General features: G+C 72.8%; 19 protein-coding genes. 6 read left to right on the top strand and 13 right to left on the bottom strand.

Annotated features, from left to right (window positions below; all coding sequences use genetic code 11):
• Positions 1-100 precede the first annotated feature (100 nt).
• The 11 genes from BX285_RS26560 to car all read right to left on the bottom strand — a co-directional run bounded on the left by BX285_RS26560 (position 101) and on the right by car (position 14982).
• The gene (locus tag BX285_RS26560; RefSeq protein ID WP_097239890.1) at positions 101-1816 is read right to left on the bottom strand and encodes an AMP-binding protein; all 1716 of its coding nucleotides are present in this window, start codon (positions 1814-1816) and stop codon (positions 101-103) included.
• The gene (locus BX285_RS26565; RefSeq protein ID WP_257032323.1) at positions 1816-2616 is read right to left on the bottom strand and encodes an enoyl-CoA hydratase/isomerase family protein; all 801 of its coding nucleotides are present in this window, start codon (positions 2614-2616) and stop codon (positions 1816-1818) included. Before BX285_RS26565 ends, BX285_RS26560 begins: the two co-directional genes overlap by 1 nt.
• Complete coding sequence (locus BX285_RS26570; protein WP_257032322.1) at positions 2613-3356, bottom strand: SDR family NAD(P)-dependent oxidoreductase; 744 nt, start codon at positions 3354-3356, stop codon at positions 2613-2615. Before BX285_RS26570 ends, BX285_RS26565 begins: the two co-directional genes overlap by 4 nt.
• Positions 3353-3889 carry an iron-sulfur cluster assembly protein gene (locus tag BX285_RS26575; protein WP_101948155.1) on the bottom strand — a complete coding sequence of 179 codons (537 nt, stop codon included), beginning with the start codon at positions 3887-3889 and terminating at the stop codon, positions 3353-3355. Before BX285_RS26575 ends, BX285_RS26570 begins: the two co-directional genes overlap by 4 nt.
• Positions 3886-4992 (bottom strand): Phenylacetic acid catabolic protein, encoded by a 1107-nt coding sequence (locus BX285_RS26580; RefSeq protein WP_121178434.1) that lies wholly within the window; start codon positions 4990-4992, stop codon positions 3886-3888. The genes BX285_RS26575 and BX285_RS26580 overlap by 4 nt, the downstream gene beginning before the upstream one ends.
• Positions 4992-5879: a Phenylacetic acid catabolic protein gene (locus BX285_RS26585; RefSeq protein WP_097235577.1), complete on the bottom strand. Its 888-nt coding sequence runs from the start codon at positions 5877-5879 to the stop codon at positions 4992-4994. Before BX285_RS26585 ends, BX285_RS26580 begins: the two co-directional genes overlap by 1 nt.
• 53 nt (positions 5880-5932) lie before the next feature.
• Entirely contained in the window at positions 5933-6925 is a 993-nt protein-coding gene (locus BX285_RS26590) for a 3-oxoacyl-ACP synthase III family protein (protein ID WP_097235576.1), read from the bottom strand.
• On the bottom strand, positions 6925-7971 hold the full coding sequence (locus tag BX285_RS26595; RefSeq protein WP_097235575.1) for a ketoacyl-ACP synthase III family protein: 1047 nt from the start codon (positions 7969-7971) through the stop codon (positions 6925-6927). Before BX285_RS26595 ends, BX285_RS26590 begins: the two co-directional genes overlap by 1 nt.
• Positions 7972-8619: 648 nt before the next feature.
• Entirely contained in the window at positions 8620-10095 is a 1476-nt protein-coding gene (locus BX285_RS26600; RefSeq protein WP_121178435.1) for an MFS transporter, read from the bottom strand.
• Positions 10096-10307: 212 nt separating this feature from the next.
• A complete protein-coding gene (locus BX285_RS26605; protein WP_121178436.1) occupies positions 10308-11312 on the bottom strand; it encodes an aldo/keto reductase in 1005 nt (334 codons plus the stop codon).
• Positions 11313-11382: 70 nt separating this feature from the next.
• Complete coding sequence (gene car, locus BX285_RS26610) at positions 11383-14982, bottom strand: carboxylic acid reductase (protein WP_121178437.1); 3600 nt, start codon at positions 14980-14982, stop codon at positions 11383-11385.
• A gap of 581 nt (positions 14983-15563) precedes the next feature.
• Here car and BX285_RS26615 point away from each other — a divergent pair.
• The 3 genes from BX285_RS26615 (at position 15564) to BX285_RS26625 (ending at position 18916) form a co-directional block, all read left to right on the top strand.
• Positions 15564-16646: a ParB N-terminal domain-containing protein gene (locus BX285_RS26615; protein WP_257032321.1), complete on the top strand. Its 1083-nt coding sequence runs from the start codon at positions 15564-15566 to the stop codon at positions 16644-16646.
• A 164-nt stretch (positions 16647-16810) separates the two neighbouring features.
• Positions 16811-17644, top strand: coding sequence for a 2-amino-3,7-dideoxy-D-threo-hept-6-ulosonate synthase (locus tag BX285_RS26620; RefSeq protein WP_097235571.1), 834 nt, complete (start codon positions 16811-16813; stop codon positions 17642-17644).
• A gap of 159 nt (positions 17645-17803) precedes the next feature.
• Positions 17804-18916 (top strand): 3-dehydroquinate synthase II family protein, encoded by a 1113-nt coding sequence (locus BX285_RS26625; protein WP_097235570.1) that lies wholly within the window; start codon positions 17804-17806, stop codon positions 18914-18916.
• A gap of 280 nt (positions 18917-19196) precedes the next feature.
• Here BX285_RS26625 and BX285_RS26630 read toward each other — a convergent pair whose 3' ends face one another.
• Positions 19197-19847 (bottom strand): ScbR family autoregulator-binding transcription factor, encoded by a 651-nt coding sequence (locus tag BX285_RS26630; protein ID WP_257032320.1) that lies wholly within the window; start codon positions 19845-19847, stop codon positions 19197-19199.
• A gap of 164 nt (positions 19848-20011) precedes the next feature.
• Between BX285_RS26630 and BX285_RS26635 the strand changes: the two genes are divergently transcribed.
• Complete coding sequence (locus tag BX285_RS26635) at positions 20012-21097, top strand: ScbA/BarX family gamma-butyrolactone biosynthesis protein (RefSeq protein ID WP_121178438.1); 1086 nt, start codon at positions 20012-20014, stop codon at positions 21095-21097.
• A 109-nt stretch (positions 21098-21206) separates the two neighbouring features.
• Here the strand turns inward: BX285_RS26635 and BX285_RS26640 are convergent, their stop codons facing one another.
• Positions 21207-21767, bottom strand: a complete 561-nt coding sequence (locus BX285_RS26640; protein ID WP_097235567.1) for a TetR/AcrR family transcriptional regulator — start codon at positions 21765-21767, stop codon at positions 21207-21209.
• Between the two features lie 120 nt (positions 21768-21887).
• Between BX285_RS26640 and BX285_RS26645 the strand changes: the two genes are divergently transcribed.
• Both BX285_RS26645 and BX285_RS26650 read left to right on the top strand, forming a co-directional pair.
• Entirely contained in the window at positions 21888-23093 is a 1206-nt protein-coding gene (locus BX285_RS26645; protein WP_121178439.1) for an acyl-CoA dehydrogenase family protein, read from the top strand.
• Entirely contained in the window at positions 23090-23791 is a 702-nt protein-coding gene (locus BX285_RS26650) for an HAD family phosphatase (RefSeq protein ID WP_097235565.1), read from the top strand. The genes BX285_RS26645 and BX285_RS26650 overlap by 4 nt, the downstream gene beginning before the upstream one ends.
• Positions 23792-23887: the final 96 nt, after the last annotated feature.

A 23887-nucleotide genomic window follows, 5' to 3' on the forward strand; every position in this document is an offset into this window, starting at 1 on the left:
GTGCCGGCGGGGGCCCGAGGACGGGCGAGCGGGCCGTGCGGCCGGCGTTTCCGCCGGCGGCAGAGCCCGCTCGCCGATCCGGTGCAGTGCGCGTGGTCCGCTAACTCTGGAAGTCCTCCTCCCACCACTCCTGGGCCGACCGCGAACTCCGCTCCTGCTCCCGTCGGCGCAGCTCGGCGCGCTGGGTCTTGTTGGAGACGGTGGTCTTGGGCAGCTCGGTGAACTCGATGCGGCGTATGCGCTTGTACGGCGCGAGGTGTTCGCGGGCGTGCGCGAGGAGGAGCTGGGCGGTCTCGGCCTCCGGCAGGTAGCCGGCGGCGAGCGCCACGTACGCCTTGGGCACGGCCAGTCGCAGCGGTTCGGGGGAGGGCACCACGGCGGCGTCCAGGACGGCCGGGTGCTGCATCAGTACGCTCTCCAGTTCGAACGGGGAGATCCGGTAGTCGGACGCCTTGAAGACGTCGTCGCCACGCCCCACGTAGGTGTAGCGGCCCTCGACGTCCCGGGAGGCGATGTCGCCGGTGTGGTAGTAGCCGTCGCGCATGCTGCGGGCGGTCGCCTCGGCGTTGCCCAGGTAGGCGGTCATCAGACCGAGCGGCTGGTCGGCCAGGCGCAGGCAGACCTCGCCCTCCGCGGGGGAGCCCTCGACGGGGGTGCCGGTGCGCGGGTCCAGCAGCGTCACCTCGTAGCCGGGCAGCGCCCAGCCCAGTGTCCCGTCGGCGTTGTCCGGCTGCCCCGGCGGGTTCCCGATCGAGGCGGTGGTCTCGGTCTGCCCGTAGCCGTCCCGGACCGTGACCCCCCACGCCTCGCGGATCCGGCGCACCACCTCCGAGTTCAGCGGTTCACCGGCGGCCACCGCCTCGCGCAGCGCCATCGGCAGCCGGGTGAGGTCCTCGCGGATCAGGCTGCGCCAGACGGTCGGCGGCGCACAGAAGGAGGTCACCGCACAGCGCGACATCATCTCCAGCAGCGGACGCGCGGTGAACCTCGGCTGATTGACGATCATGACCGTCGCCTCGGCGTTCCAGGGCGAGAACAGGTTGCTCCACGCCCACTTGCCCCAGCCGGGCGAGGAGATGTTCAGGTGCACGTCGCCGGGGCGCAGGCCGAGCCAGTACATGGTCGACAGGTGGCCGACCGGGTAGCTCACGCTGGTGTGCCCGACCATCTTGGGCAGCGAGGTCGTGCCCGAGGTGAAGTAGATGAGCGACAGGTCCTCGGGCCCGGTCCGCTCGACCTCCAGCAGCGGCTCGGCGGCGTAGGCCTGCCCGTAGTCCTGCCAGCCCGCAACCGGCGCGCCGACGGCGATGCGCGTCCAGTCGCCGGGCAGCTCCGCCAGCTTGGGGGTGAGGCCGGACTCGGCGACGACGTGCTTCACCTCGCCGCGTTCCAGCCGGTCGGCCAGGTCGGCGGGGGTGAGCTGGACGGCGGTCGGGATCACCGTGCAGCCCAGCCGGAACGCGGCCAGCACGGACTCCCAGAGCTCCACCCGGTTGGGGAGCATCAGCATGATGCGGTCCCCGCGCCGGACGCCGGCCGACCGCAGCCATCCGGCGACCCGCCGTGAGCGCTCGGCCAGTTCGGCGAAGCTCAGTGCGGTGTCGGCGAGGAGCGCACCCTCCTTGTCCAGGTCGACCACGCGCAGCGCGGTGGCGTCGTTGCCCTCGGCGATGGCGTCGAACCAGTCGGCGACCCAGTTGAAGGTCTCCCCGATCCGTGGCCTCGGAAATGCCCGGGCCCGCGGCAGGTCCCCGTAGGAGGCCAGCAGGTGGTTGCGGGCGCGCCGGAACTCCTCGGTCGCTGTACCCATGGTGATTACCTCCCGTTGAAGGTCGCGCGGCCGGGCCCGTCGGCGGCGAAGCGCCGCATGCCGGTCAACCGGTCCTCGGTGGCGAACAGTGCGGCGAACACGGACCGTTCGATGGCCAGCCCGGCGCCCAGGTCGGTCGCCAGGCCTCCGTCGACGGCGGTCTTGGCGGCGTGCAGGGCGAGCGCGGGGCCGGTCTCGAAGCGCCGCGCCCACTGCAGCGCGGCCTCCAGCACCCGGTCGGTCTCGGTGACCTGGTCCACCAGGCCGATCTCCAGGGCCTCCTGCGCTCCGACCTGCCGGCCGGTGAAGATCAGCTCCTTGGCCCTGGACGGGCCGATCAGCCGGGGCAGCCGCTGGGTGCCGCCGGCTCCCGGGATGACGCCGAGCAGGATCTCGGGGAGCCCGATGCGGGCCTCGGTGCCGCAGATGCGGGCGTCGGCGGTCAGGGCCAGCTCGCAACCACCGCCCAGGGCAGGGCCGTTGATGGCGGCGACCACCGGCTTGGGGATGTTCGCCACCGCGTCGAAGGCGGCCTGCAGCACGGCGGCGTGCCCGACCATCTCGGCGTGCGTCATGGTGGCCATTTCCTTGATGTCGGCCCCCGCCGAGAAGGCCTTGGGGCCGCCGTACACGACCACCGCGCGCACCCGCGGGTCGGCCGCGGCCTGCTCGGCGGCCAGGCGCAGCGCGGACTGTCCCGCACGGTCGAGCACGTTGAGCGGCGGGCGCTCCAGGCGCAGGACGCCGACCGCTCCGTCGATGTCCAGCCGGGCGGTGGGGTGTCCCACCGCGGGGGCGGTCGTCACGACCACAGCAGACCTCCGTTGACTTCCAGGATGTGGCCGTTGACATAGGTGGACTCGGGGCCGGCCAGGAAGACCGCCGCGTCGGCGGCCTCGTCGGCGCCGCCGGCCCGGCCGAGCGACAGCCTGGTCTTGTAGTGCTCCCAGACCCGCTCGTTGGCGGTGAGCTCCTGGCCCATCCCCTCGTCGAGGATGCCCGGGGCCAGGGAGTTGACCAGGATGCCGCGGCGGGCCAGCTCGATCGCGCTGACCTTGGTGAACATCTCCACCGCGGCCTTGGTGGCGCAGTACCCGGCGGCGCCGATGGCGACCCGGGTCGCCATGCTGGAGGAGACGTTGATGATCCGGGGGGTGGTGCTGCGCTCCAGGTAGGGGACGGCGGCCCGGGTGCAGAGGAAGACCCCGGTCAGGTTGGTGGACACCATGTCCTGCCAGTCGTCGACCGCCAGCCGGTCCACCTTTCCGTCCCGGCTCACCCCGGCGTTGGCCACCAGGATGTCGATGCCCCCGAAGCGTTCGGCGGCCTCGGTCATCAGCGCGGCGACCGAGGCCTCGCTGGTGACGTCGGTCTCGACGTAGGCGCCGCGGCCGGGGGCGAGGTCGAAGACCTCCTTGATGTCATAGGGGTTGCGGGCGGCGCAGACCACCTGCGCGCCCTCCAGCAGGTAGCGTTCCGCGATCGCCCGGCCGAGCCCCCGGGTGCCTCCGGTGATCACGGCGGTCTTTCCGCTGAGCCTCATCATGATCCTCCCTGCCTGGAGTGGGACGTAGCGTGCGCGGCTGAGCAGCCGGCCGTACCGATCACGTCGAAGAGCGAGCCGCAGCCGCGGCAGTCGTAGGGCACCTTGCAGACCGAGCCGCCGAAGCGGCCGGCCCGCTGGACGTCCTCGCCGCCGCAGTACGGGCACCGGGGAGCGGCGCCGGCCACGCGGTAGCCGGCCATCCGCAGCACGTTCCGCCCGGCCGGGGTCACCGCGGACGGCTCCCAGGCGCCGCGCTCCCACACGATCTCGACCTCGCTGCCCGGAGCCGCCTCGTCGAGCGCGGTGCGCACGCGTCGGGCGATCTCGCCGAGACCGGGGCAGCCCAGCCGGGTGGGGGCCAGGTTGACCTGGATCCGGTCCTCGGTCAGCGACACCGAGCGCAGCACGCCGAGTTGACGCAAAGTCACGTCGATCTCCGGGTCGAAGACCCCGCCGACCACGTCGGCGAGCCGGTCGGCGAGCTCGTCGGTGCGCTGGTCGGTGCGCTGGCCGGGGAGTTGGTCGGTGCTCAACTGAACACCCCCGCCGCGTAGGTGTCGCGGACCACGCGGCCGCGGGCGAGGGAGTCGGCCAGTTCGCTGCCGCCCAGCCCGGCGGTCCGCGGCTGCGGGCGGGACGGCAGGCGCGACCCGGGGCCGCCGCCGACCAGCGCGACCAGACGCTCGTGCAGGGCCGCGGCCGGAGCCGGACCGCCGGGCAGCGCGCCCGTCCCGATCCCCTGCGGAAGGCCGCCGAACACGTCGCCGGCGAGCTCGGTCACCTCGGCGTAGGCCAGGGTGAACTCCGCCTCGGTCTCGGGCCAGGCGGTCAGCGCCTGCGCCCACCGCCGCCAGTGGTCCAGGTGGACCAGCTGCTCCTCGCGGACGGCGGCGATCGCCGACAGCAGCGCCGGGTCGGTGCCGACCTCCGCGGTCTGCTCGGCGAGCACGGTGACGGCCGCGGCGACGACCAGGCCGCAGGCCACGGTGGACGGCCAGTCGGTGAGCCGCTCGATGGCGCGCGACACCTGCCACTGCGCCTGCTCGCGGTCGAAGAACCAGGCGTCGATGGCGAGTTGGTCGAAGCCGTGCAGGGTCAGGATGGTCCCGGCGTGCGCCAGCGCCTCCTGTCCGATCGAGCCGACCGCCAGCGCCTCCTCCACGTCGATGTAGTCGCAGATGCGGGCGCCGAGCCGGTTGCCGAGGACGAACAGGTCGTCGGCGAGCGCCAGCCACAGGTCGCCGAGCCCGGCCTCGCCGGCCCCGCCCACCGCGTCGCGGTGGTCGTACGGCGCGCCGTCGCGGACCTGCGAGGCGGTGGCGGCGATCTCCGCGGCGGTCTCCGCGGCGGCGGCGCGGTCGCGCCGGCGGGCGGTGGGGAAGCCGGGCTGGCGGTGCGGCATCCGGGTCTTGGCGGCGAGGAGGTTCCGGTCCTCCGGGCTGGGGACGATCATGTCGGCGCGGCGGACGACCCAGAGCGTGACCAGGTCGTCGCGGCGCCCGTAGGTCTCCTTGGCCAGGTGCCAGGCGGTGTCCCGGCGCGGCGAGACGATCGAGCCCACGTGGTTGAGGGGCGTGCTGGAGCCGTGCTGCGCGAACACCTCGTAGATGTCGCCGTCGTTCCGGGTGTGCGGCATCACGCCACCCCCAGCATGGCGCGCCGGTACTTGGCGTTGCGGTCGAGGGCGTTGCGCACCCAGTCCAGTCGCCGCTGCGAGGACGGCCCGCCGTTCGCGATCAGCTTCTTCACATCGGCCCAGTCGGGCATCGCGTACTCCCACTCGCCTGAGGGCGCCTGACGGACCAACGCCGGGTCCACGTGCACGCCGAGCTTCCGGAAGACCGGAATGATCTTGTTGAGCCACTTCTGGCGCACCGCGTCGTTGCTGTCCGGCTTCATGCCGACCTGCCACATGCGGTTGGTGTGCAGGGTGTCGGTGTCCGGCGGCCCGAGGTAGATGAGGATCCTGGTCAGCCACACCTCGAACGCGTCCTGCACCCGTTGGCGCTGCTCGGCGGAACCGTGCGTCATGACCTCGTGGGTCAGGTCCAGGGCGTGCTGGTAGTGGAAGGACTCCTCGCGCTCGACCTTGCGCAGCGCCCGGGCGTACGGCAGGTAGACGCCCTTCGCCAGGGACTGGAACTGGCAGATCGCGGCCGAGTTGGTCAACAGCAGCCCGGTGCCGAGCTCCTCCCAGGTCTGGAAGGAGAAGTGGAAGATGTTGTGCAGTTTGGTACGGCCCTCCAGGTAGTCGAGGAAGATCTGCTCGCGCGGTACGCCCAGGTCCTCGGCGACCCGGGCGACCGCGTGGCCGTGGCCGACCTCGTCCTGGATCTTGGCCATGAGCATCTGCCGCCTGGTGTGGCCGGGCGCGCGGTCCAGCCACTCGACGTACTGCAGCACGCCCACCAGCTCGTTGAGCGCCTGGACGCTGGCGAACCGCCTGGCGCCCTCCCGCACGTCGTCGGGCATCGGATCCCACAGCTCGTAGCCGCGGTGCCCCGCCGCATTCGCTGTCTGCATGTCTGTCTCCTTCCGTAGCTCTTGCGCGGTTCTTCGGCTGTCGTCGGGCCGGCTCAGTACCAGCGGACGACGGCGGCCCCCGCGGTCATGCCGCCGCCCACGCCGGCCAGCAGCAGGCGCTCGCCCCGCCGGAAGGGCCGGCGCTCGTTCTCCGCGCGCAGGGTGAGCGGGATGGAGGCCGCGGCGGTGTTGCCGAAGTGCGGTGCGGTGAGGGGAACCCGGGCGGGGTCGAGGCCGAGTTCGTCGCAGCAGGCTTCCACCAGCCGGGTGTTGGCCTGGTGCAGGATGAAGCGGTCCACCTCGTCCTGCCGGACCCCGGCCTGGTCGAGGGCCTCGCCGATCACCTTGGGGAGGACGCCGAGCGCGTAGTCGCGCACCTCGCGGCCGCGCATCCGGAACAGGTGCCCGCCGGCCTCCCGGGCCTCGGCGTCCAGCGGGGCGCGGGTGCCGCCCGCGGGCACCTCGACCAGGTCGCGGTGCTCGCCGTGGGCGACCAGCCGCCAGCTCAGGATGCCGTAGCCCTCGGGCACCGGGCCGACCAGCACCGCCCCGGCGCCGTCGCCGAACAGGCTGACGGTGCGCCGGTCGTCGCGGTTCATCAACGAGGAGTAGATGTCCGAGCCGACCACCAGGGCGTGGTCGCCGCCCAGCCCGGCCGGGCGCGCCGACAGCATCGAGTCGGCGACCGCCAGACCGTAGAGGAAGCCGGAGCACACCGCGTTGACGTCGAAGGCCGGGACGTCGGACAGCCCGAGCTTGTTCTGCAGGACCGCGCCGGTGGAGGGCTGCGGCTGGTCGGGGGTCGAGGTGGCCACGATGATCAGCCCGAGCCGGTCCTGCGCGTCGGGCAGGGCGGCCAGTGCCTCGCGGGCGGCGGGCAGGGCGAGGTCGGAGGTGGTGGTGCCGGGCTCCCGGTAACGGCGTTCCAGGATGCCGGTCCGCTCCACGATCCAGCTCTCGTCCACGCCGGTCCACTCGGCGACCTGTGCGTTGTCGATGACCAGCGGCGGCACGTGGCCGCCCAGGCCGAGGATTCCCATGCCCATCAGACACTCGCCTCCGGCACCTGCACGACGGCGCAGGTCCAGGTCCAGGCCGCCCCGCCGTTGACGACCAGCGCGAAGTCGCCCGGCTGGAGCAGGGCGTGGTCGCGCAGGTCGACCAGGTTGGCGAGGAAGTCCCCGCACCCCAGGTGGCCGGTGGCCGTGCCGAAACGCAGCGCCTCGGCCTTCAGCACGTCGGCCACGATCGGCGCGTAGATGGAGTCCAGCAGGCTCACGCCGAGCCGCGGCAGGGCGATGTACTTGATCCGGGGGTCGTCGAGCTCCAGCCCCGCCTCGTGCACGCTGTCCACGATCACCTTGCGGATCAGCCGGGCGGCGATCTCGCTGAACCGCTCCTTGCCGTGCACCGCCACGTAGGACTTCTTGGGGCGCTTCAGGTCGATGTACTCGTTGTGCGTCAGGGGCGCGGGGCTGAAGTCGTCGCCGTGCCGCAGCAGCAGCTCCAGCTCGGAGGCGGTCTCGGTGGCCATGGACACGAGCGCGTAGTCGTCGGATCCCGAGTCGTCGCCGCGGTGCACCAGCATCGCGGTCCCCGCGTCACCGAACCCCAGGCCGTAGTCGCAGACCCAGCGGCGGAAGCCGGGCGGCTCGAAGCGGTCGCCGGTGGTGATGAGTGCGGCCTCCAGCCCGGGGTCGGTGGCCAGGTGACGCGCGACCAGCTGGAGGGAGAGCGCACCACCGTTGCAGCCCTGGTACACGCCGTACGACAGGGCCTCGGGCGTGCCCAGCTCGTGCGCCAGGTAGTGCGGCGGCGACCACATGTCGTGCCCCTGGTGGTAGATCCAGGAGTGCAGGATCAGGCCCACCTTGGTGGGGCTCCACCCCGCCCGGTCGATCGCGTCGCGGGCGGCCGTCAGCGCCATCTCGGGACCGGACCACCGGGTGGAGACCGGCAGGTGGGGGACGCCGATCTTGGCCGCGTCCGAGGTGCTCAGCTTGCCCGCGGCGATGGCGTCCTCGACGGTCTCGTGGTCCGGTGGGAACCACGACGTCACGGTCTTGATCCGCAGGTCGTTTCCGAATTTCATCGGGCTCCTTCGAAAGCTCGGGATTCGTGGGGAGTGCGGCTCTCCGTCAGGCGAGCGGGTGTCGGCCGAGGGCCGGCGGTCGGTCCGACCGGCACGGCGTCCGACGGTTCGTCCGCCTGACACCGCGTCTGACCGGTGGTTCGTCTGACCGGCACTGCGTCTGACCGTGGTTCGGTACGGCCGGTGGTTCGGTACGGCCGGTGGTTCGGTTCGGCCGGCGGTGCGGTTTCGGCCGGGAGGAACGGGCACGCCGCATCTGGCGTGGCGGTACGCGGTCGTCCACCATCGGGGAGCTGACACCGGCGCTCTGCGCCGCGGGCGGCATCCCGGCTGCCGTCCAAGTGGGGGACATCCCCACTTGGACGGCGGGAGCCATTCCCGACCGACAACAAATACCTTACAGAAGGTATGTTCTTTGGGCCATGGTGATTCGCGTCGCAACTGCGGCGGGCCGGCCCGGCGGCGGGCCGGGTGCGAAGGCAGAAGCTCCGCCGCAGGTCGGTGCCGTGCGGGCGGAGCAGTGGGGGCATGGGTCGGCGCCCCGGTCGCCGAGCTGGCGACCGGGGCGCCGAGGAGCGCCGGCGGCGGGGCCTCCGACCGTCGGGTCGTCGGCCGCGCCCGCCCGGGGGTGGCGCTCCTGATGGTGCGTCAGCCTGCGTGTGAGGCTGCCTCGGTGAGGTCCGTCGCCACTTCCTCGGTGGCGGTGGTGGCGGGTGCCGGGGTCGGCTTGGGCTGCTTCTTCAGTGCCAGCCCGATGAAGGCGCCGCCGAGCGTCCCGACGGCGGCGACCCAGCCCGCCGTCTGCAGCCCGCCGACCAGCGCGGTGGTGTCCGGGGCGGACCCGGCACGGGAGTTGGCCACCGCGACCAGGGCGGCGAGGCCGAGGGCGCCGCCGATCTGACGGCAGGTGGAGGCGAGGGCCGAGGCGACACCCTGCTGGGCGGGCTCGGCGCCCGAGGAGGCGATGGCGACGAAGAGCGACGGGAAGGCGAAGCCGCCACCCGCACCCCAGATCACCACGCCCGGCAGCACCGCCCAGTAGGAGCCGTGCGCGGACATGCCGGCGATGATCGCGGCCAGCCCGACGGCGGTGCCGACCGAGCCCCAGAAGAGCGTGGTGCGGACGCCGAGCCAGCCCAGCACGCGGGCGTTGAGCTTCATCGCCACCAGCATGCAGGCGACGGTCGGCGGCAGGAAGGCCAGACCCGCGGTCAGCGGGCCGTAGTTGAGCACGTTCTGCAGGTAGGTGGTGAGCAGGTAGTAGGTGCCGCCCGAGGAGGCCTGGAAGACGATCAGCGCCAGCATGGCGACGATGAGGCCCCGCAGGCGGAACAGCTTCAGCGGCACCAGCGGGTCGCTGGAGCTGTTCTCGATCAGGACGAAGACCGCCAGCAGCACCGCGCCGACCGCGAGGGCGCCGGCGCCCTCGATCGAGCCCCAGCCCTTGTCCGGGCCGCTGACCAGGCCGAACACCAGCAGCGTCGAGCCGATGGTGGCAACCACGGCCCCGAGCGCGTCGAAGCTGCGGCCGTTGCCCAGCGGACGGTCGGCGGGCAGGACCCGGGTGGCGGCGAAGGCGGTGCCCAGCGCGAGCGGGACGTTCACGAAGAAGACCCAGCTCCAGCCGAAGGCGCTGGTCAGCACCCCGCCGAGGAGCGAGCCCGCGGCCAGGCCGGCGCTGCCCATGGCACCCCACACGGAGGTGGCGCGGTTGCGCTCCGGGCCCGCGGCGAAGGTGGTGAAGACGAGCATCAGGGTTGCCGGGGTGAGCAGCGCGCCGCCCACGCCCTGGGCCGCGCGGGCGGCCACCAGCAGCACGGCGTTCTGCGCGAGTCCGCCGGCGAGCGAGGAGAGGGCGTAGATCACCAGGCCGGTGACCAGCATGCGGCGCGGGCCGATCCGGTCGACGGCACGGCCGCCGAACAGCAGCAGGCCGCCGAGCGCGACCGCGTAGGCGCTCACGACCCACTGCAACGACTGGGCGGAGAAGCCGAGTTCGCGACCGATGTCGGGCAGCGCCACGTAGACGATGTTGTAGTCGATGGTGACGATGAACTGGGTGAACGCCAGCAGGGCGAGGATGTACCCGGCCCGCCGTGGCGATCGGGTTTCTGAAGTAGCCATGACGAGGTTTCTTCCTTCGGGACGGGCTGGGGTGGCGCCCGCACGGACGGGCACCGTAGGGACGAGAATAATCCCTTCGCAAAGGTATGTAAATCCGCGACGGGGGAGCCGGGCCATCCGCCGTGGCGTCAGTTGCCTGCGGTGGCCCGGCCTTTGGGCGAGGCGGGTGCGGCCGGTGCGGGCGTGACCGGCGCCGGCGTGACCGGTGCGGGCTACTCGCGGCCGTGCGAGGTGAAGCGCATGTCCGCGTACCGGGTGCCGGAGACCATTGCGGCGATCGGTTCGAGCGCGGCGAGTTCGGCGGCGGTCAGGATGAGGCCCGCGGCGGCGATGTTCTCGGCCAGGCGGGTGCGGCGGCGGGTGCCGGGGATCGGGACCACGGTGAGGCCGTGCACCGCGGCGCGCTGGTGCACCCAGGCGAGGGCGACCTGGGCCGTGCTGACGCCGCGTTCGGCCGCGATCTTCCGGACCGGCTCGACCAGGGCCGCGTTGGCGGCGGCGCTGGCGCCGGTGAACCGGGGCATCGAACGCCGGTTGTCGTCCGCCGCCAGCTGGCCGGCGTCGGCGAAGGCCCCGGCGAGGAAGCCCCGGCCGAGTGGCGAGTACGGGACGAAGGCGACCCCCAACTCGGCGGCGGCCGGGACGACCTGGCGCTCGACGTCGCGGGAGAACAGCGACCACTCGGACTGCACCGCGGCGATCGGGTGCACCGCGTGCGCCTCGCGCAGCTCCGGCCCGGTCACCTCGGACAGCCCGAGGTGGCGCACCTTGCCGGCCGCGACCAGCTCGGCCATCGCACCGACCGACTCCGCCAGCGGCACGGCCGGGTCGCGGCGGTGCATGTAGTAGAGGTCGATCGTGTCCACACCGAGGCGGCGCAGCGAGGCGTCCACCGCGGCGCGGATGTAGCCGGGGCGGTTGTCGACGCCCCGGTGGGCCGGGTCGTCCGCCCGGCGTTCGATGCCGAACTTCGTGGCGAGGAAGACCCGTTCGCGGTGGGCGCGGACGAACGGGCCGAGCAGCTCCTCGTTGGCGCCGAAGCCGTAGACGTCGGCGGTGTCGAAGAGCGTGACGCCGGCGTCGAGCGCCGCGTCGAGTGTCGCCAGGGCCTCGGCCTGGTCGGTCGGCCCGTAGAACTCGGACATGCCCATGCAGCCGAGGCCCTGGACGCCCACCGCGGGGCCGTCGGTGCCGAGCGGGGCGGTGGGGAGAGTCATGCGGTTGTGTCCTTTCGTGACACTGACACGGGTGTGACGGCGGGCTCGGTGGAGGTGGTGGAGGGCCTGGTCAGATCAGCTGCAGGTGCTGCAGGTCGGTCAGGTACTTCTCGATCAGCGGCCGGGACAGTCCGGGGATGTCGCCCTGGGCTCCGATGCCGGCGCCGCGCACCGCCCGGCGGAACCGTTCGGCGGGGACGGCCGAGCCGGCCACCGGGGTCGCCGGTGCGCGGTAGGCGTGCAGCAGGGGCAGCAGGGAGTGCTGGCGCTGCCGCTCCGGGAGCCCCCGCAGGGCGGTCGCGAAGCGCTCGTGCCACTCGCCGTGGTCCGCGATCCGGTGGATCGGCGTGCCGGCGGCGATCAGCCAGTCGACCACGGTGTCCAGCGAGACGCCGTCGTCGTGCGGGTTGACCGCGTTGTACGTACGGTGGCCCGCCTCGCCGCCGCCCAGGGCGGTCACCGCGGCGGCGACGAAGTCGGCCGGCAGCCCGTCGTAGTGGGCACGCACCGGCTGCTCCGGGTCGGTGGCCCGGTAGAAGGACCGCGGGGCGATCCCGGTGGCGATCAGGCTGAGCACCAGGCGGGTGAAGGTGTCCGTGACGTTGACCTGCCCGGTGTAGCGGCCGTGGGCGAGGATCATGTCCGAGCGGAAGACGGTCACCGGCAGCCCGCACAGGTCGTGGGCCTCCCGCAGCAGCACCTCGCCGGCCCACTTGCTGGTGGCGTAGCCGTTGGCGTGGCTCCCGTCGATCGGCCGCTCCGGGTCGGTGGTGCGGATGTCGCCGTCCTCGTCCAGGGCGCCGTGCGCGGCGACGGCCACCGAGGAGAGGTAGGAGACCGGCTTGAGCCGGGTGGTGAGGGCGAGGCGGACGAGCTCGGCGGTGCCGGCGACGTTGGGGCCGAACAGCTCCCGGTACGGCAGCACGTGGTTGACCAGCGCGGCGGGGTGCACGATCAGGTCGACGGTGGCGGTCAGGCGCTCCCAGTCCGCACCGGCCAGGCCCAGGTCGGCCGCGCCGATGTCGCCGGCCAGCACCTGCAGGGTGCCGTCGGCGGTCAACTCGGCGAAGCGGCGCTTGAGTTCGCTGTCCCCGCTGTCCATGGCCCGGTCCAGGCGCTGCCGGGCGTCGGTGTCGTCGGTGCCGCGGACCAGGCAGATCAGGGTGCCGCCGACGGGGGCGAGGCGCTCCAGCCACTCCAGGCAGAGGAAGCGGCCGAGGTAGCCGTTGGCGCCGGTCAGCAGCACGGTGGCGGGCGCGCCGGTCGGCCGCGGGAGGGAGGGGGCCGCGGCCAGGGTGGCCGGGTCGATGAACCTGTCCAGGGTGAGGTCGGCGGCCCGGACGGTGGCCGGGTGGTCGCCGTGCACGTCGGCGAAGGCGGGGCGCCGGGCCGGCCGGGGGCTGTCGCCCGGTCCGGCGGCCGCTCCGGCGGCCTGGTCGCGGGCCTGCTCGATGTGGTCGGCGATCCGGCGCAGGCTGTTGGCCGGGCCGATCAGCGTTCCGACCGGGACCTCGACGTCGAGGACTTCCCGCAGCAGGCCGGAGAGCGACAGCGCGGAGAGCGAGTCGCCGCCGAGGTCGGTGAACCGGGTCGTCGGGTCCAGCTCGCGCTCGCCGGTGCCCAGCAGCGCCTGGACGGCGCGGGCGACGGTCTCCAGCACCGGGCGGCCGGTGTCCTGCCGCAGCTCGTGCAGCTCGTTGGCCCGGCTCTCGGCCAGTTCGGCGTAGCGCTGCTCCAGCCGCGGGCCGTAGTGCGCCTTCAGCCGGGGCCGAAGGTGCTTGGTCGAGTCGGACAGCAGGCCGTTGTCCTGGCTGAACGGCTCGGTCTCGATCAGCAGATCGCGGGGGACCTCGTACGGCTGGAGTCCGGCGTCCCGGGCGATGCGCTGTAGCGACGCGCTGATCGCGGCCTTCAACGCGGCCTCGTCCGGGGTCTGTTCGAGCGCTTTGGGGGTCGGCACCACCACGGCGAGCAGGAACGCCTGGGAGCTGTTCCCGTACACGAAGACCTGGTGCACCAGCGGGCTGGCGACGTAGGCGGCCTCCAGCTTGGCCAGCGCCACGAACTCGCCCTGGGAGAGCTTGAGCACGTTGTTGCGCCGGTCGACGTAGACCAGCCGGTCCGGTTCGAGCTCGGCCATGATGTCGCCGGTGCGGTAGTACCCGTCCTCGTCGAAGACCTCCGCGGTGACCTCCGGGCGGCGGTAGTAACCCGAGGTGAGCAGCCGGGACTTGAGCAGCAGTTCGCCGCGGGGGTGCGGGGAGTCGGTGGTGAAGTACCCGAGCTCGGGGACGTCCACGAGCTTGTAGTCGAGCACCAGCGCCCGTTGGACGCGCTGGTCGAGCATGACCAGGCCGGTCTCGGTGGTGCCGTAGCTGTTGAGGAAGGGGATCTCCAGGCAGGCCTCCAGGAAGTCGACCAGCTCGCGGGCGAGCGGGGCCGAACCGCACGGGGCCAGGACCAGCCGGCCGCCGAACACCTCCTCGCGGAAGTGCGCCAGCAGCCCGGCGTGCTCCGCCTCCGGCAACTCGCCGTGCGGGGCGAGCTGTTCGAGTCGGCTCTGGTAGCTCTGGAAGACCATCTCGCAGACCCGCGGCACCAGGGCGAGCTCGGTGGGCCGGATCAGCGCCAGGTCCTCCAGGAAGGTGGAGAGGTCGCTGGTGGCCATGAAGTAGGCGATGCCGCCCTGGGCGAGGGTCTTGGCGACCAGCCGGCGCGCCACGAGGTGGCTCTGCGGCAGGAAGTTGGCGGTGATCGTGGGGTACTGGTGCTCGGACTCCCAGCGCGGGCGCCACATCAGGGACACCGTCGACTCGCTGAACATCACGCCCTTGGGGCTGCCGGTGCTGCCCGAGGTGTAGATCAGCGATGACAGCGCCCCCGTCGCCCCGGTGCCGTCCGCCGTTCCCTCCGCCGTGCCGTCCTCGGCAGGCAGCGCCGGCGGGTCGGGCAGCTCGCGGCCGCGCCCGATCACCTCGGACAGCAGCTCCAGGGTCAGCGGCGAGCCGGCCGCGGCCAGCCGCCGGGACGCGGCCGCCACGGCCTCGCGGTGCTCGTCGAGCTCGGGGTGGTGGTCGAAGACGATCAGCCGGCGCACCGGGCTGTCCGCGTCCAGGGCGTCCAGGACCGGACCCAGCCGGGCCACGCTGGTGGCGAAGACGCGCGGCGCGGCCTCCGCCACCAGGTGGGCGATGTGCTCCACGGAGGCGTTGTTGTGCAGCGGCACCGCGACCGCACCGACCTGGCTGCAGGCCAGGTCCACCGCGGTGTAGTCGGCGCCGGCGAAGCCCAGGGTGGCGACGAAGTCCCCGGCGCGCAGCGGGTGCTCGGGGTGGTGGTACCAGTCGGCGGCGATCGCCCGCAGCCGCTGCCACAGCTCGCCGTACGTGACGGTGTCGAAGCGGGGGAGCAGCCGCAGCTCGGTGCGCCCGTCCACCGTGACGAACTCCCGGGCGCGCTCGCCGAGGGCCGGCCGGTCCGCGTACCCCGCGAGCGTCCGGCGGACGATCTCGGCCAGCCGCAGCCCGTCCTCGGCGGTGGCGTCGTGGACCTCCCGCAGCGGCAGGTGGCCGGCGAGTTCCGGCTCGGCCGCGACCAGACCGGCGATCCGCGCTTTCCGGTTGGCCTCCAGCTCGGCGCGCGTGGAAACGACTCGCGCATTGTTCTTCATGACTACACCTTTCCGGCCGTGCCTGCCCGACCGTTCACCCGCCCGCGGGGAGCCGGGGCGGAACGCCGTACGTAACCAAGTCGGTCCGACCGGCGCGCCGAGGCGGTGCGCCGATCGCCGTGTGCGAGTCGTCGAGAAAACCGGGGCTCGGCCGCCGGCCACAGAATTCGCTCTTTTCCGGTGCGGGAATCCGGAGGGGAAATCCCGATCGGGCCGCGGTGTCCCGGCGGAATGCGCGGGGACAGCAGGCGGCCGGAGCGCGGCCAGCGTAGCGCCCGGTTCGAGCGGCGGGCCAGCCTTCTGCAGGCGGGCCCTCCTCCTGCCCGGCTCGCCGCCCGAGCCCCTGCCGGCCCGCCGCCCGAGCCCCTGTCCGGCTCGCCGTCCGGAGCGGGTGTGCAACCGGGGAAGAGGTCCAGTTGCCCACCCCGCATGCCCTCTGACCTGGGAAAACAAGAATATACCTTGTTAAAGGTATTTTTTGCTGGCACTGTCGATGACGTCGGCGGAGCGCCCCACGCCTCCGCCGGACGGACAACAGGACACCAGGACGTGGCAACCGAGGACGCGACCGAGGGGGCGGAATGACAGACGTCGAGGCGATCCACACCCGCACACGGAACCAGGACTCCGGCCCCCCGGGGCTCGACCTCGCCGGCACCCACCAGGCGGACATCGACGTCGGCGCGGAGGTCCGCTGGATCCCCATCGCCGACCTGGTCCTCTCCGACTCGCCCCGCACGGCGGGGGAGGACAGCGAACACGCCCGAACCCTGGCGGAGCTGGGGTCCGGAGCCGAACTGCCGCCCATCATCGTCCAGCGCGGCACCAACCGGGTCGTGGACGGACGGCACCGGGTCCGCGCCGCCCAGCTCAGGGGCGAGCGGGAGATCCGGGCCTGCTTCTTCGACGGCGACGACCCCGGGGCGTTCGTCCTGGCCGTGCGCCTGAACGTCCGGCACGGCCTGCCGCTGTCGCTGGCCGACCGCAAGGCGGCCGTGCGGCGCATCCTGGCCGAGCACGACACCTGGTCGAACCGGGCCATCGCCGCGATCGCCGGGCTGTCGCCCAAGACGGTCGCCGCGGTGCGCGCGGAGGCCGGGCAGCCCGCCGGGCAGGCCAGGGTCGGCCGGGACGGCAGGGTGCGGCCGGTGGATGCCGCGGCCGGGCGCGAACGCGTCCGGGAGATCCTGGCCAGGGAGCCGAACTCGTCCCTGCGCGCGGTCAGCGCGGTCGCCGGAGTCTCCGTCGGCACGGTGCGCAGCGTGCGCGACCAACTGCGCCACCAGCTGCGCGAGCGGGGTGCGCCACCCGCCCCCGCCCTGCGGGCCACGGTTCCGGCGCGCTACCCCGAGGCGCCGCCGAGCGTCCCGGTCATGCGGGCCACCGTCCCGCTGCGCAGCGCCGAGATGATGCTCAACTCGCTGCGCACCGATCCCTCGCTGCGGTTCAACCAGTCCGGCCGGCTGCTGCTGAGCATCCTGGCGGTCGCCGCGATGGACCCGGACGCCTGCGAGCGGCTGATCGCGGACCTGCCCGACCACTGCCTACACTTCGTATCCGAACTGGCAATGGTGAGCATGCAGGGCTGGCAGGAACTCGCCGTGCAGCTGGAAAGGCGGCGGTCCGCTCCCTTGACTTCTGCGTCGGTCTCGGACGTTTATTGATGTCCGGGGCGCCGGACAATCCGGCGCCGAAGCAACGGAAAACCAATTCGACGGAGTTCTCGAAACGGCGGCCTTGACATTACCGGCCGATTTTTGATCCCGTCGGGGACAACAGAAGTCGAGAGCCACGAACGATCTCCGGAAGACGGGAAAGGGGCAGGAAAATGACCGAGTCATACGGCTGGACGGGAAAGCGCCGTCGGATGCAGCGGATCATCAATCCGACGTCCGGCACGACGTTCCTCGTGCCGCTCGACCACTCGCTGGCGGACGGCCCGGTGGCCACCACGACCGGATTCACCCGGCTGGTCACGGCGATGTCCGCCAACAACGTGGACGGGATCGTCGTCCACAAGGGCCGGGTCCGCTTCCTGCCGGCCGAGCTGCTCAGGGACCTGGCGCTGATCGTCCACCTGAACGGCAGCACCCGGCACGCCGCCGACGTCGACGCGAAGATCATGGTCGGCGCGGTGGAGGAGGCCGTCGCCCTGGGCGCGGACGGCGTGAGCGTGCACATCAACCTCGGCTCGAACACCGAGGCGGCGCAGCTCACCGACCTCGGCACCGTCGCCGACCACTGTGCCCGCTGGGGCGTCCCGCTGCTCGCGATGATCTACCCCCGCGGGCCGCGCATCTCCGACCCCGCCGACCCGGTGCTGCTCGCCCACGCGGCGAACGTCGCGGCCGACCTGGGCGTCGACATCGTCAAACTGCCGTACACCGGCTCGCCGTTGACGATGGCCCAGGTCGTCCAGGCCAGCCCGATCCCGGTCGTGACCGCCGGCGGCGGCGTGATCGGGGACACCGACAAGTTCCTCGGCCTGATCGAGAGCACCATGGAGTCCGGCGTCACCGGCGTCGCCGTCGGACGCAACGTCTTCCAGGCGGCGGACCCGGGCCGACTGGCCCGCTCCATCGCCGAGCGCGTGCACGCCGGCCTCCGGCTGCCCGAGGCCCTGGTGCCCGACCTGACCAGCTCGGCCGTGACCGCCGCCTGACGGCCGGCCGCGCCCACCGATCCACCGCACGCCCGCACTGCACGCCGCACCACCGCACCTCGTGCACGGCACGCTGAACCACCGCACATCGCACGCTGAACCACCGCACATCGCACGCACGCTGACAGCCGATCACACAGCAACGGAAGAGGAATGACGATGAAGTCCGCTTGGATCGATCTCCGTGGTTTCGCCGGTGAGCTCGCGTCTGCCGTCATCGAGGAGAGTGCTCACCTCGGTGTCGAGGCGGTCGTCTTCGACGACCCGGATCTGGCGGGGAAGGTCCCGCCGAACCTGACGAAGGTGGCGGTGGTCAATGGTGAGACGCCGACCACGCTGATCGACCGGTTGGTCGAGGTGGTGGATCTGCTGGTGGCGGATCACTCGATCGCGGAGAAGTTCGAGGGTCTGCGTCCGGGGCTGCGCACGGGTGTGCTGGTGCGGGTGCTGGACGAGCAGACGCTGGATGTCGCGTGCAAGGTGGCGAACCGGGCGGAGGTGACGCTGGTGGAGTTCCGGCAGGACCCGAGCAAGATTCCGCTGGAGATCCTGCTGGCGGCGGCGGACCAGGCCAAGGGTTCGATCGTGACGGTGGTCGAGGACATCGAGGACGCGAAGATCACCATCGGGGTGCTGGAGCGTGGTTCGGACGGTGTGCTGTTCACGCCGAAGCGGGTGGGTGAGGTGACCGAGCTGGTCGAGGCGACTCATGGTCAGGTGGCGTCGCTGGACCTGGAGCCGCTGGAGATCGTCCAGTTGCAGCACCTGGGTCTGGGGGACCGGGTGTGCGTGGACACCTGCTCGCACCTGCGTCCGAACGAGGGCATCCTGCTGGGTTCGTACTCCAGTGGTCTGATGCTGGTCTCCAGTGAGACGCACCCGCTGCCGTACATGCCGACGCGTCCGTTCCGGGTGAACGCGGCTGCGCTGTCGACGTACACGCTGACGCCGGGCAACCGGACGCAGTACCTGTCGGAGCTGCACTGCGGTTCGGAGATCCTGGCGGTCAGCACGGACGGCAGTGTGCGCACGGTGATCGTGGGGCGGATCAAGATGGAGTCGCGTCCGATGCTGCGGATCGAGGCGCGGACCGCGAGCGGTCAGCTGGTGGACATGGTCGGTCAGGACGACTGGCACGTGCGGGCGCTGGGCCCGGGCGGCAGCGTCCACAACTTCACCGAGCTGCGCAAGGGCGACGTCATCCTGGGCCACACCATGACCGACCAGCGCCACGTCGGCTACGCGATCCGCGAGTTCCTCCACGAGCAGTGACGGGGCCGGGGCCTGTCCTCAAACCCGCGTCGCCCCACAGGCGGAGGTTTGAGGACAGGCCCCGGTACCGCCGGCGCCCCCAGAGCCACCCGGCCGCCCCACGCCCCGGTGGGGCGGCCGGGTCTCCCACCGCACCGAGGAGCGACGGCAGGAGCGGAACCCGCTGCACGGCACGGCAGCGGACCGCACACGCAAGAAGGAGCAGGCCCGGGATGCCCGGGTCTGCTCCGTGCTGTCCGGTGGGTCGAACGGCAGGTCGGACAGTGGACCAGACAGCGGATCAGTCGGCGGGGGAGTGGCCGGGCAGGACGGCGTCGACGATCTCGCCGACGCGCTCCTTGAGGTCCTGGCGGTCGCTCTGCACCCAGGAGATGTGCTGGGCACCGAAGAAGGCGGAGATCAGGATGCGGGCGTAGCCCTCGGGCGAGAGCCCGGGCCGCAGCTCGCCGGCCTCGTCGGCCTGGGTGAGCAGGCCGGTGAGCAGGGCCTCGAAGTCGGCGTACGGCGTCGGCAGGGTGGTGCCGATGTAGGCGCGCTCGATCTGCAGCCGCGCGCCGGCCTGGATCACCCGGTCGTCCCGGAAGGCGTCGGCCGTCCGTTGCAGGGCCTCCACGACCGTCCTGAGCGGCGGGAGGCCGAGCTTGAGCGCCGGTTCGAAGATCAGCGGCAGCCGGCGGTAGAACTCCTGCACCACGGCCTCCGCCAGGGCCTCCTTGTTGGCGAAGTGGAAGTAGACGGCCCCCTTGGTCAGGCCGGCGTGTTCCGCGACGTCGAGGATCGTCACGCCAGGGAAGCCCTTCGCGGCGAAGACCGCGGCGGCGGACTCCAGCACGGCCTGCTGGGTCTGGAGGGCCCGTTCCTGCTTGAGTCGTGCTCCCTTGGCGTTCGTCACCGCGTGGTGCCGGTTTCTGCTTTCCTGATGTGTGGCCACTTGTGGACATCTCCTTGCGCGTGCGGCCGAGCCTCGACCTGTGCCGGGCCACCGCGTGGCCCATAGGCGTTGAGAATACCTTCCCGAAGGTTTATTCTACTCGGCAAGCAAGACACCGCGCCGCAGCGGTTGCGGCGTGTGCTAGCTGACCCCCGGGGGAAGTTATGCGAGCAAGTCACGATCCGCTAGCCGGTGAGACCGACGCTTCCGCAGTCACCCTCTCCGATGATCCCGGCCAACGGCTCAGTTACCAGCAGACGGTCCCGCGCCATCTGGTCCACCGCGCGGCAGTCTCCGAGGTCTTCCTCACCGACGCCCGGCCCTCGGGCGACGACCGCTTCCTGGTCGCCGCCCAGTGGCCCCGGGACCACGCCCTCTACTACCCGGACGGCGAGGGCCACGCCGATCCACTGCTCTTCGCCGAGACCATCCGCCAGGCCATGGTCTACCTGACGCACGCCTACTACGGCGTGCCGTTCACGCACTGCTTCGTCGGCAGCGACTTCGACTTCGAGATCACCGATCCCGAACTGCTCCGGGTCGGTGCCACGCCGCTCCAGCCGGTGCTGCACGCGCGCTGGACCGATCTGGGCAGCCAGCCCCCGCGCCGGACCTCGCTGCGGGTGGACGTGGAGCTGTCGATCGGCGGGCGGCCCTGCGGGCGCGGTTCGATCTCCGTCATCGCGCTGGACCCCAAGCGCTACCGGGTGCTGCGGCACCGCGGGGCGGGCGCCGCGGTCGAGGCCGGGGCCGAGGACGGGGCGCGGCCGGCGAGCCGGCTGCCCGCCGCGCGCGTGGGTCGGCTGCGGGGCCGGGACTGCGTGCTGGAGCGGACCGAGAGCGGGGCCTGGCAGATGCGCGCGGCACTGGACCACGCCGTGCTGTTCGACCACCCGACCGACCACATTCCGCTGATGGTGCTGCTGGAGGGCTTCCGCCAGCTCGGTCACGTGCTGATGCGCGAGCCCGCCTCGGTGGGCCGGCCGGAGGGGCCCCTGCCCGTCCTGACGGGCGTTCAGGTCTCCTGTGTGGCCTTCGCCGAGCTGTACGCCCCGGTCGAGTTCCAGGTCCAGGACGGCTTCGGCCGCCCCGGGGAGCTGCGGGTGGACGCCGTCCAGGCCGGCCGCCGGGTGGCGACCGCCACGATGACCTGGGCCCTCCCGGGGACCGCGGACCAGCGGGTGGAGCCGCGGGTGGACGATCTCGTGGCGGAGCAGCGGGTGCTGGTGCCCGAGGCGGTCGTGGTCTGAGGGAGTGTCTTGTGGATCTCGTCGGACCCGGCAAGGATCCGTACGACACCCCCTGAGCGTCCGGGGCGCCCCGGCCGACGCGGTCACCGCGCCGGGCCGGGGGTCCCGGTCACCACTCGGTGCCGGACAGGACGGGGATCAGCTGCCGGATGTCGTCCACCCGGCGGACCAGGTGCGCCGCATCGGGCCAGCAGGAGTTCACCCAGGCGCCCAGCAGCACCACCACGGCCAGATCCGCCGCGGGTTCGGGCTGGTCGGCGTGGACCGCGAGCTGTTTCGCGATCCCGCGGATGTTCTCCAGCACCTGGGGGGCCTCGCCGCTGTTCCAGCCCTCCTCCAGCACCAGCCGGAGGCCGGCCCGCACCCGGGCGTCGGCCTCGATCTGCTCGGCCACCGCGGTGACCAGCCGACTCAGCCGCACCGGGGTGCCGTCGGCGGCCTGCGTGGCCGTCGTCAGCACCTCGGCGAGCACCTCTTCGAGGTGTGCCACCAGGGCGTCGGCGAGCGCCTGTTTGGACTGGAAGTGCCCGTAGAGGGCGCCCTTCGTCAGGCCCGTCCGATCCGCCACCCGCTGCAGGTTGGCCAACGCGAACCCTCGCTGCAGGAATTCTGACGCGGCAGCGTCAACGATCAGGTCGTGCGTGCGCAGTGCGCGAGCCTGGCGGACCACTCTTTACCTCCGAACCGAGGAATCACGGTACAAAGATACCTGCATGAAGGAATTTTTACACCCGTTCCGACGCTTCCTCCAGTCGCCGGCCGGGTTGTCGACCGAGAGAGGCACACGACCATGAGCGCTACCGACGTTCTGGCGCCCGCACCGGCTCCGGCGCCGCCGGCCGGGCCACCGCCCGTCCCCCTGGCCCGGGTCACCGCCCTCGCCGCCGCCGAGGCCGGCACGGCGGACGAGACCGGCCGGCTCTCCTCCGCCCTGACCGACGCCCTGACCGGCGCCGGCTTCCCACGGCACTTCGTCCCCCGCCGCTGGGGCGGAACGGCAGGCGGCTACCGGGAAGCCGTCGACCGTACGGCCGCACTCGGTGCCGCCTGCGCCTCCACCGCCTGGTGCGCCGGCCTGTACGCGGCCCACGGCCGCTTCGCCGCCCAGCTGCCCGAGCCGGGGCAGCGCGACCTCTGGGGAGCCGGCCCCGACGTCCGGATAGCCGCCGGCCTCACCCCGCCCGCGGGCACCGCCGCCCCCGTCGACGGCGGCTGGCGGCTGGACGGCGAGTGGGCCTGCGTCAGCGGCGGCGAACACGCCGACTGGGTGCTGCTCGCCGCCGTCGAACAGGTCCCCGCTCCCGCGGGCCGCCCCGGCGAGGCCGGCCGCGGCACCCCGCCCGTCGCCCGGGTCTGCGCGCTCCCCGTGCAGGACGTCACCGTCCTCGACACCTGGGACTCCACCGGGCTGCGCGGAACCGGCAGCAACTCCGTGGTGGTGAACGGGGCTTGGGTGCCCGCCCGGCGCACCGTCCCGCTCGCCGAGCTGCTCGCCGGCCGGCCCGGAGAGGGACGCGCCCACTGTCACACCCTCCCGGCCATGCTCGGCGGCCCGCCGCTGCTCGCCACGGCCGCCCTCGGCGCCGCCCGGCACGCCCTCGCGGCCTGGACCGACTGGGCCACCGGACCCGCCCCGCACACCGCACCGCTGGAGACCGACGCCGCCGCCCGGTACGCGCTGGCCCGCTCCGCCGCCGAGACCAACGCGGCCGGCCTGCTGCTGGAAGCCGCCGCCGACCGCGCCGACCGCACCGATCCCACCGACGCCCCGGCCCTCGCGCAGGCCGTCGCCGCCAACCGCCGCGACACCGCGGTGGCCGTCGAGCTGCTGGTCACCGCCGTCGAGCGACTGTTCCGCACCGGCGGAATCCACTCCCGCGAGCGCGGCGGCGAACTCCAGCGCTGTTGGCGGGACGTGCACACCGTCGCCGCGCACGGCGCGCTGCGCCTCGAACCGGCGGCGGACGCCTACGCCGCCGCGGTGGCCGGGCGATGACGCCGCCCCGCCGCGGGCCGGACGGCGCCGGCTACCTGGTCTTCGCCGACGTGGACGAGACGGTGATCCGCTGCCGGAGCCCGCTGGAATTCCTCGACCACTACTTCGCGGAACGCCACGGACCGGAGGGCCGGCGCCACGCGGCCGCCGTCCGCGCCGACCTGGACGCCACCGTCGCGGCCGGCCGCCCACGGGAGGAGGCCAACCGCCGCTACTACGCGGCCTGGCGCGGGGAACGCCTCGCGGACGTCCAGGACTCCGCGCACGACTGGTACCTGCGGCGCCGCGAGAAGCACGGCTTCTTCATCGGCGAGACGGTCGCCGCGCTGCACCGCCACCGCGCGGCCTCGGCCGAACTGGCCCTGGTCTCCGGCTCGTTCGCGGCGTTGCTGCACCCGCTCGCCGAGGAACTCGGCGCGACCCACGTGCTGGCCGCCGAGCCCGCGGTCGAGCGCGGGGTGCTGACCGGCGAGCTCGTCGGACCACCGATGATCGGCGAGGGCAAGCGCCAGGCCGTCCGTGCCCTGCTCGCCGACCGTCCCGCCATCGACCCGGGCGACTGCCACGCCTACGGCGACCACGTCTCCGACCTGCCGATGCTCCAGGAGGTCGGCCACCCCACGATCGTGGGCGGCTCGCCCGAACTGCTGGCGCTGCTGCCGCGGGCGAACCGGCTCGGGGTGTGGGTCGGCGTGTGACCGGACCGGGCACCGAGCGCCGCGGGTCTGCAGGGGGGCGGCAGACCCGCGGCGCTCGTTCGGAGGTGGTTCAGCGGTTTCGCAGTCCGGTGGTAC

Origin of the sequence: Streptomyces sp. 1114.5, from assembly GCF_003635085.1 — a bacterium.
Classification (GTDB): domain Bacteria; phylum Actinomycetota; class Actinomycetes; order Streptomycetales; family Streptomycetaceae; genus Kitasatospora.

Bases quoted from the DNA above. Each gene is read 5' to 3' on its own strand.
- BX285_RS26570 (WP_257032322.1), bottom strand. From the start codon at position 3,356: ATGATGAGGCTCAGCGGAAAGACCGCCGTGATCACCGGAGGCACCCGG.
- BX285_RS26580 (WP_121178434.1), bottom strand. From the start codon at position 4,992: ATGCCGCACACCCGGAACGACGGCGACATCTACGAGGTGTTCGCGCAG.
- BX285_RS26585 (WP_097235577.1), bottom strand. From the start codon at position 5,879: ATGCAGACAGCGAATGCGGCGGGGCACCGCGGCTACGAGCTGTGGGAT.
- BX285_RS26590 (WP_097235576.1), bottom strand. From the start codon at position 6,925: ATGGGCATGGGAATCCTCGGCCTGGGCGGCCACGTGCCGCCGCTGGTC.
- BX285_RS26595 (WP_097235575.1), bottom strand. From the start codon at position 7,971: ATGAAATTCGGAAACGACCTGCGGATCAAGACCGTGACGTCGTGGTTC.
- BX285_RS26600 (WP_121178435.1), bottom strand. From the start codon at position 10,095: ATGGCTACTTCAGAAACCCGATCGCCACGGCGGGCCGGGTACATCCTC.
- BX285_RS26605 (WP_121178436.1), bottom strand. From the start codon at position 11,312: ATGACTCTCCCCACCGCCCCGCTCGGCACCGACGGCCCCGCGGTGGGC.
- car (WP_121178437.1), bottom strand. From the start codon at position 14,982: ATGAAGAACAATGCGCGAGTCGTTTCCACGCGCGCCGAGCTGGAGGCC.
- BX285_RS26615 (WP_257032321.1), top strand. From the start codon at position 15,564: ATGACAGACGTCGAGGCGATCCACACCCGCACACGGAACCAGGACTCC.
- BX285_RS26620 (WP_097235571.1), top strand. From the start codon at position 16,811: ATGACCGAGTCATACGGCTGGACGGGAAAGCGCCGTCGGATGCAGCGG.
- BX285_RS26625 (WP_097235570.1), top strand. From the start codon at position 17,804: ATGAAGTCCGCTTGGATCGATCTCCGTGGTTTCGCCGGTGAGCTCGCG.
- BX285_RS26635 (WP_121178438.1), top strand. From the start codon at position 20,012: ATGCGAGCAAGTCACGATCCGCTAGCCGGTGAGACCGACGCTTCCGCA.
- BX285_RS26645 (WP_121178439.1), top strand. From the start codon at position 21,888: ATGAGCGCTACCGACGTTCTGGCGCCCGCACCGGCTCCGGCGCCGCCG.
- BX285_RS26650 (WP_097235565.1), top strand. From the start codon at position 23,090: ATGACGCCGCCCCGCCGCGGGCCGGACGGCGCCGGCTACCTGGTCTTC.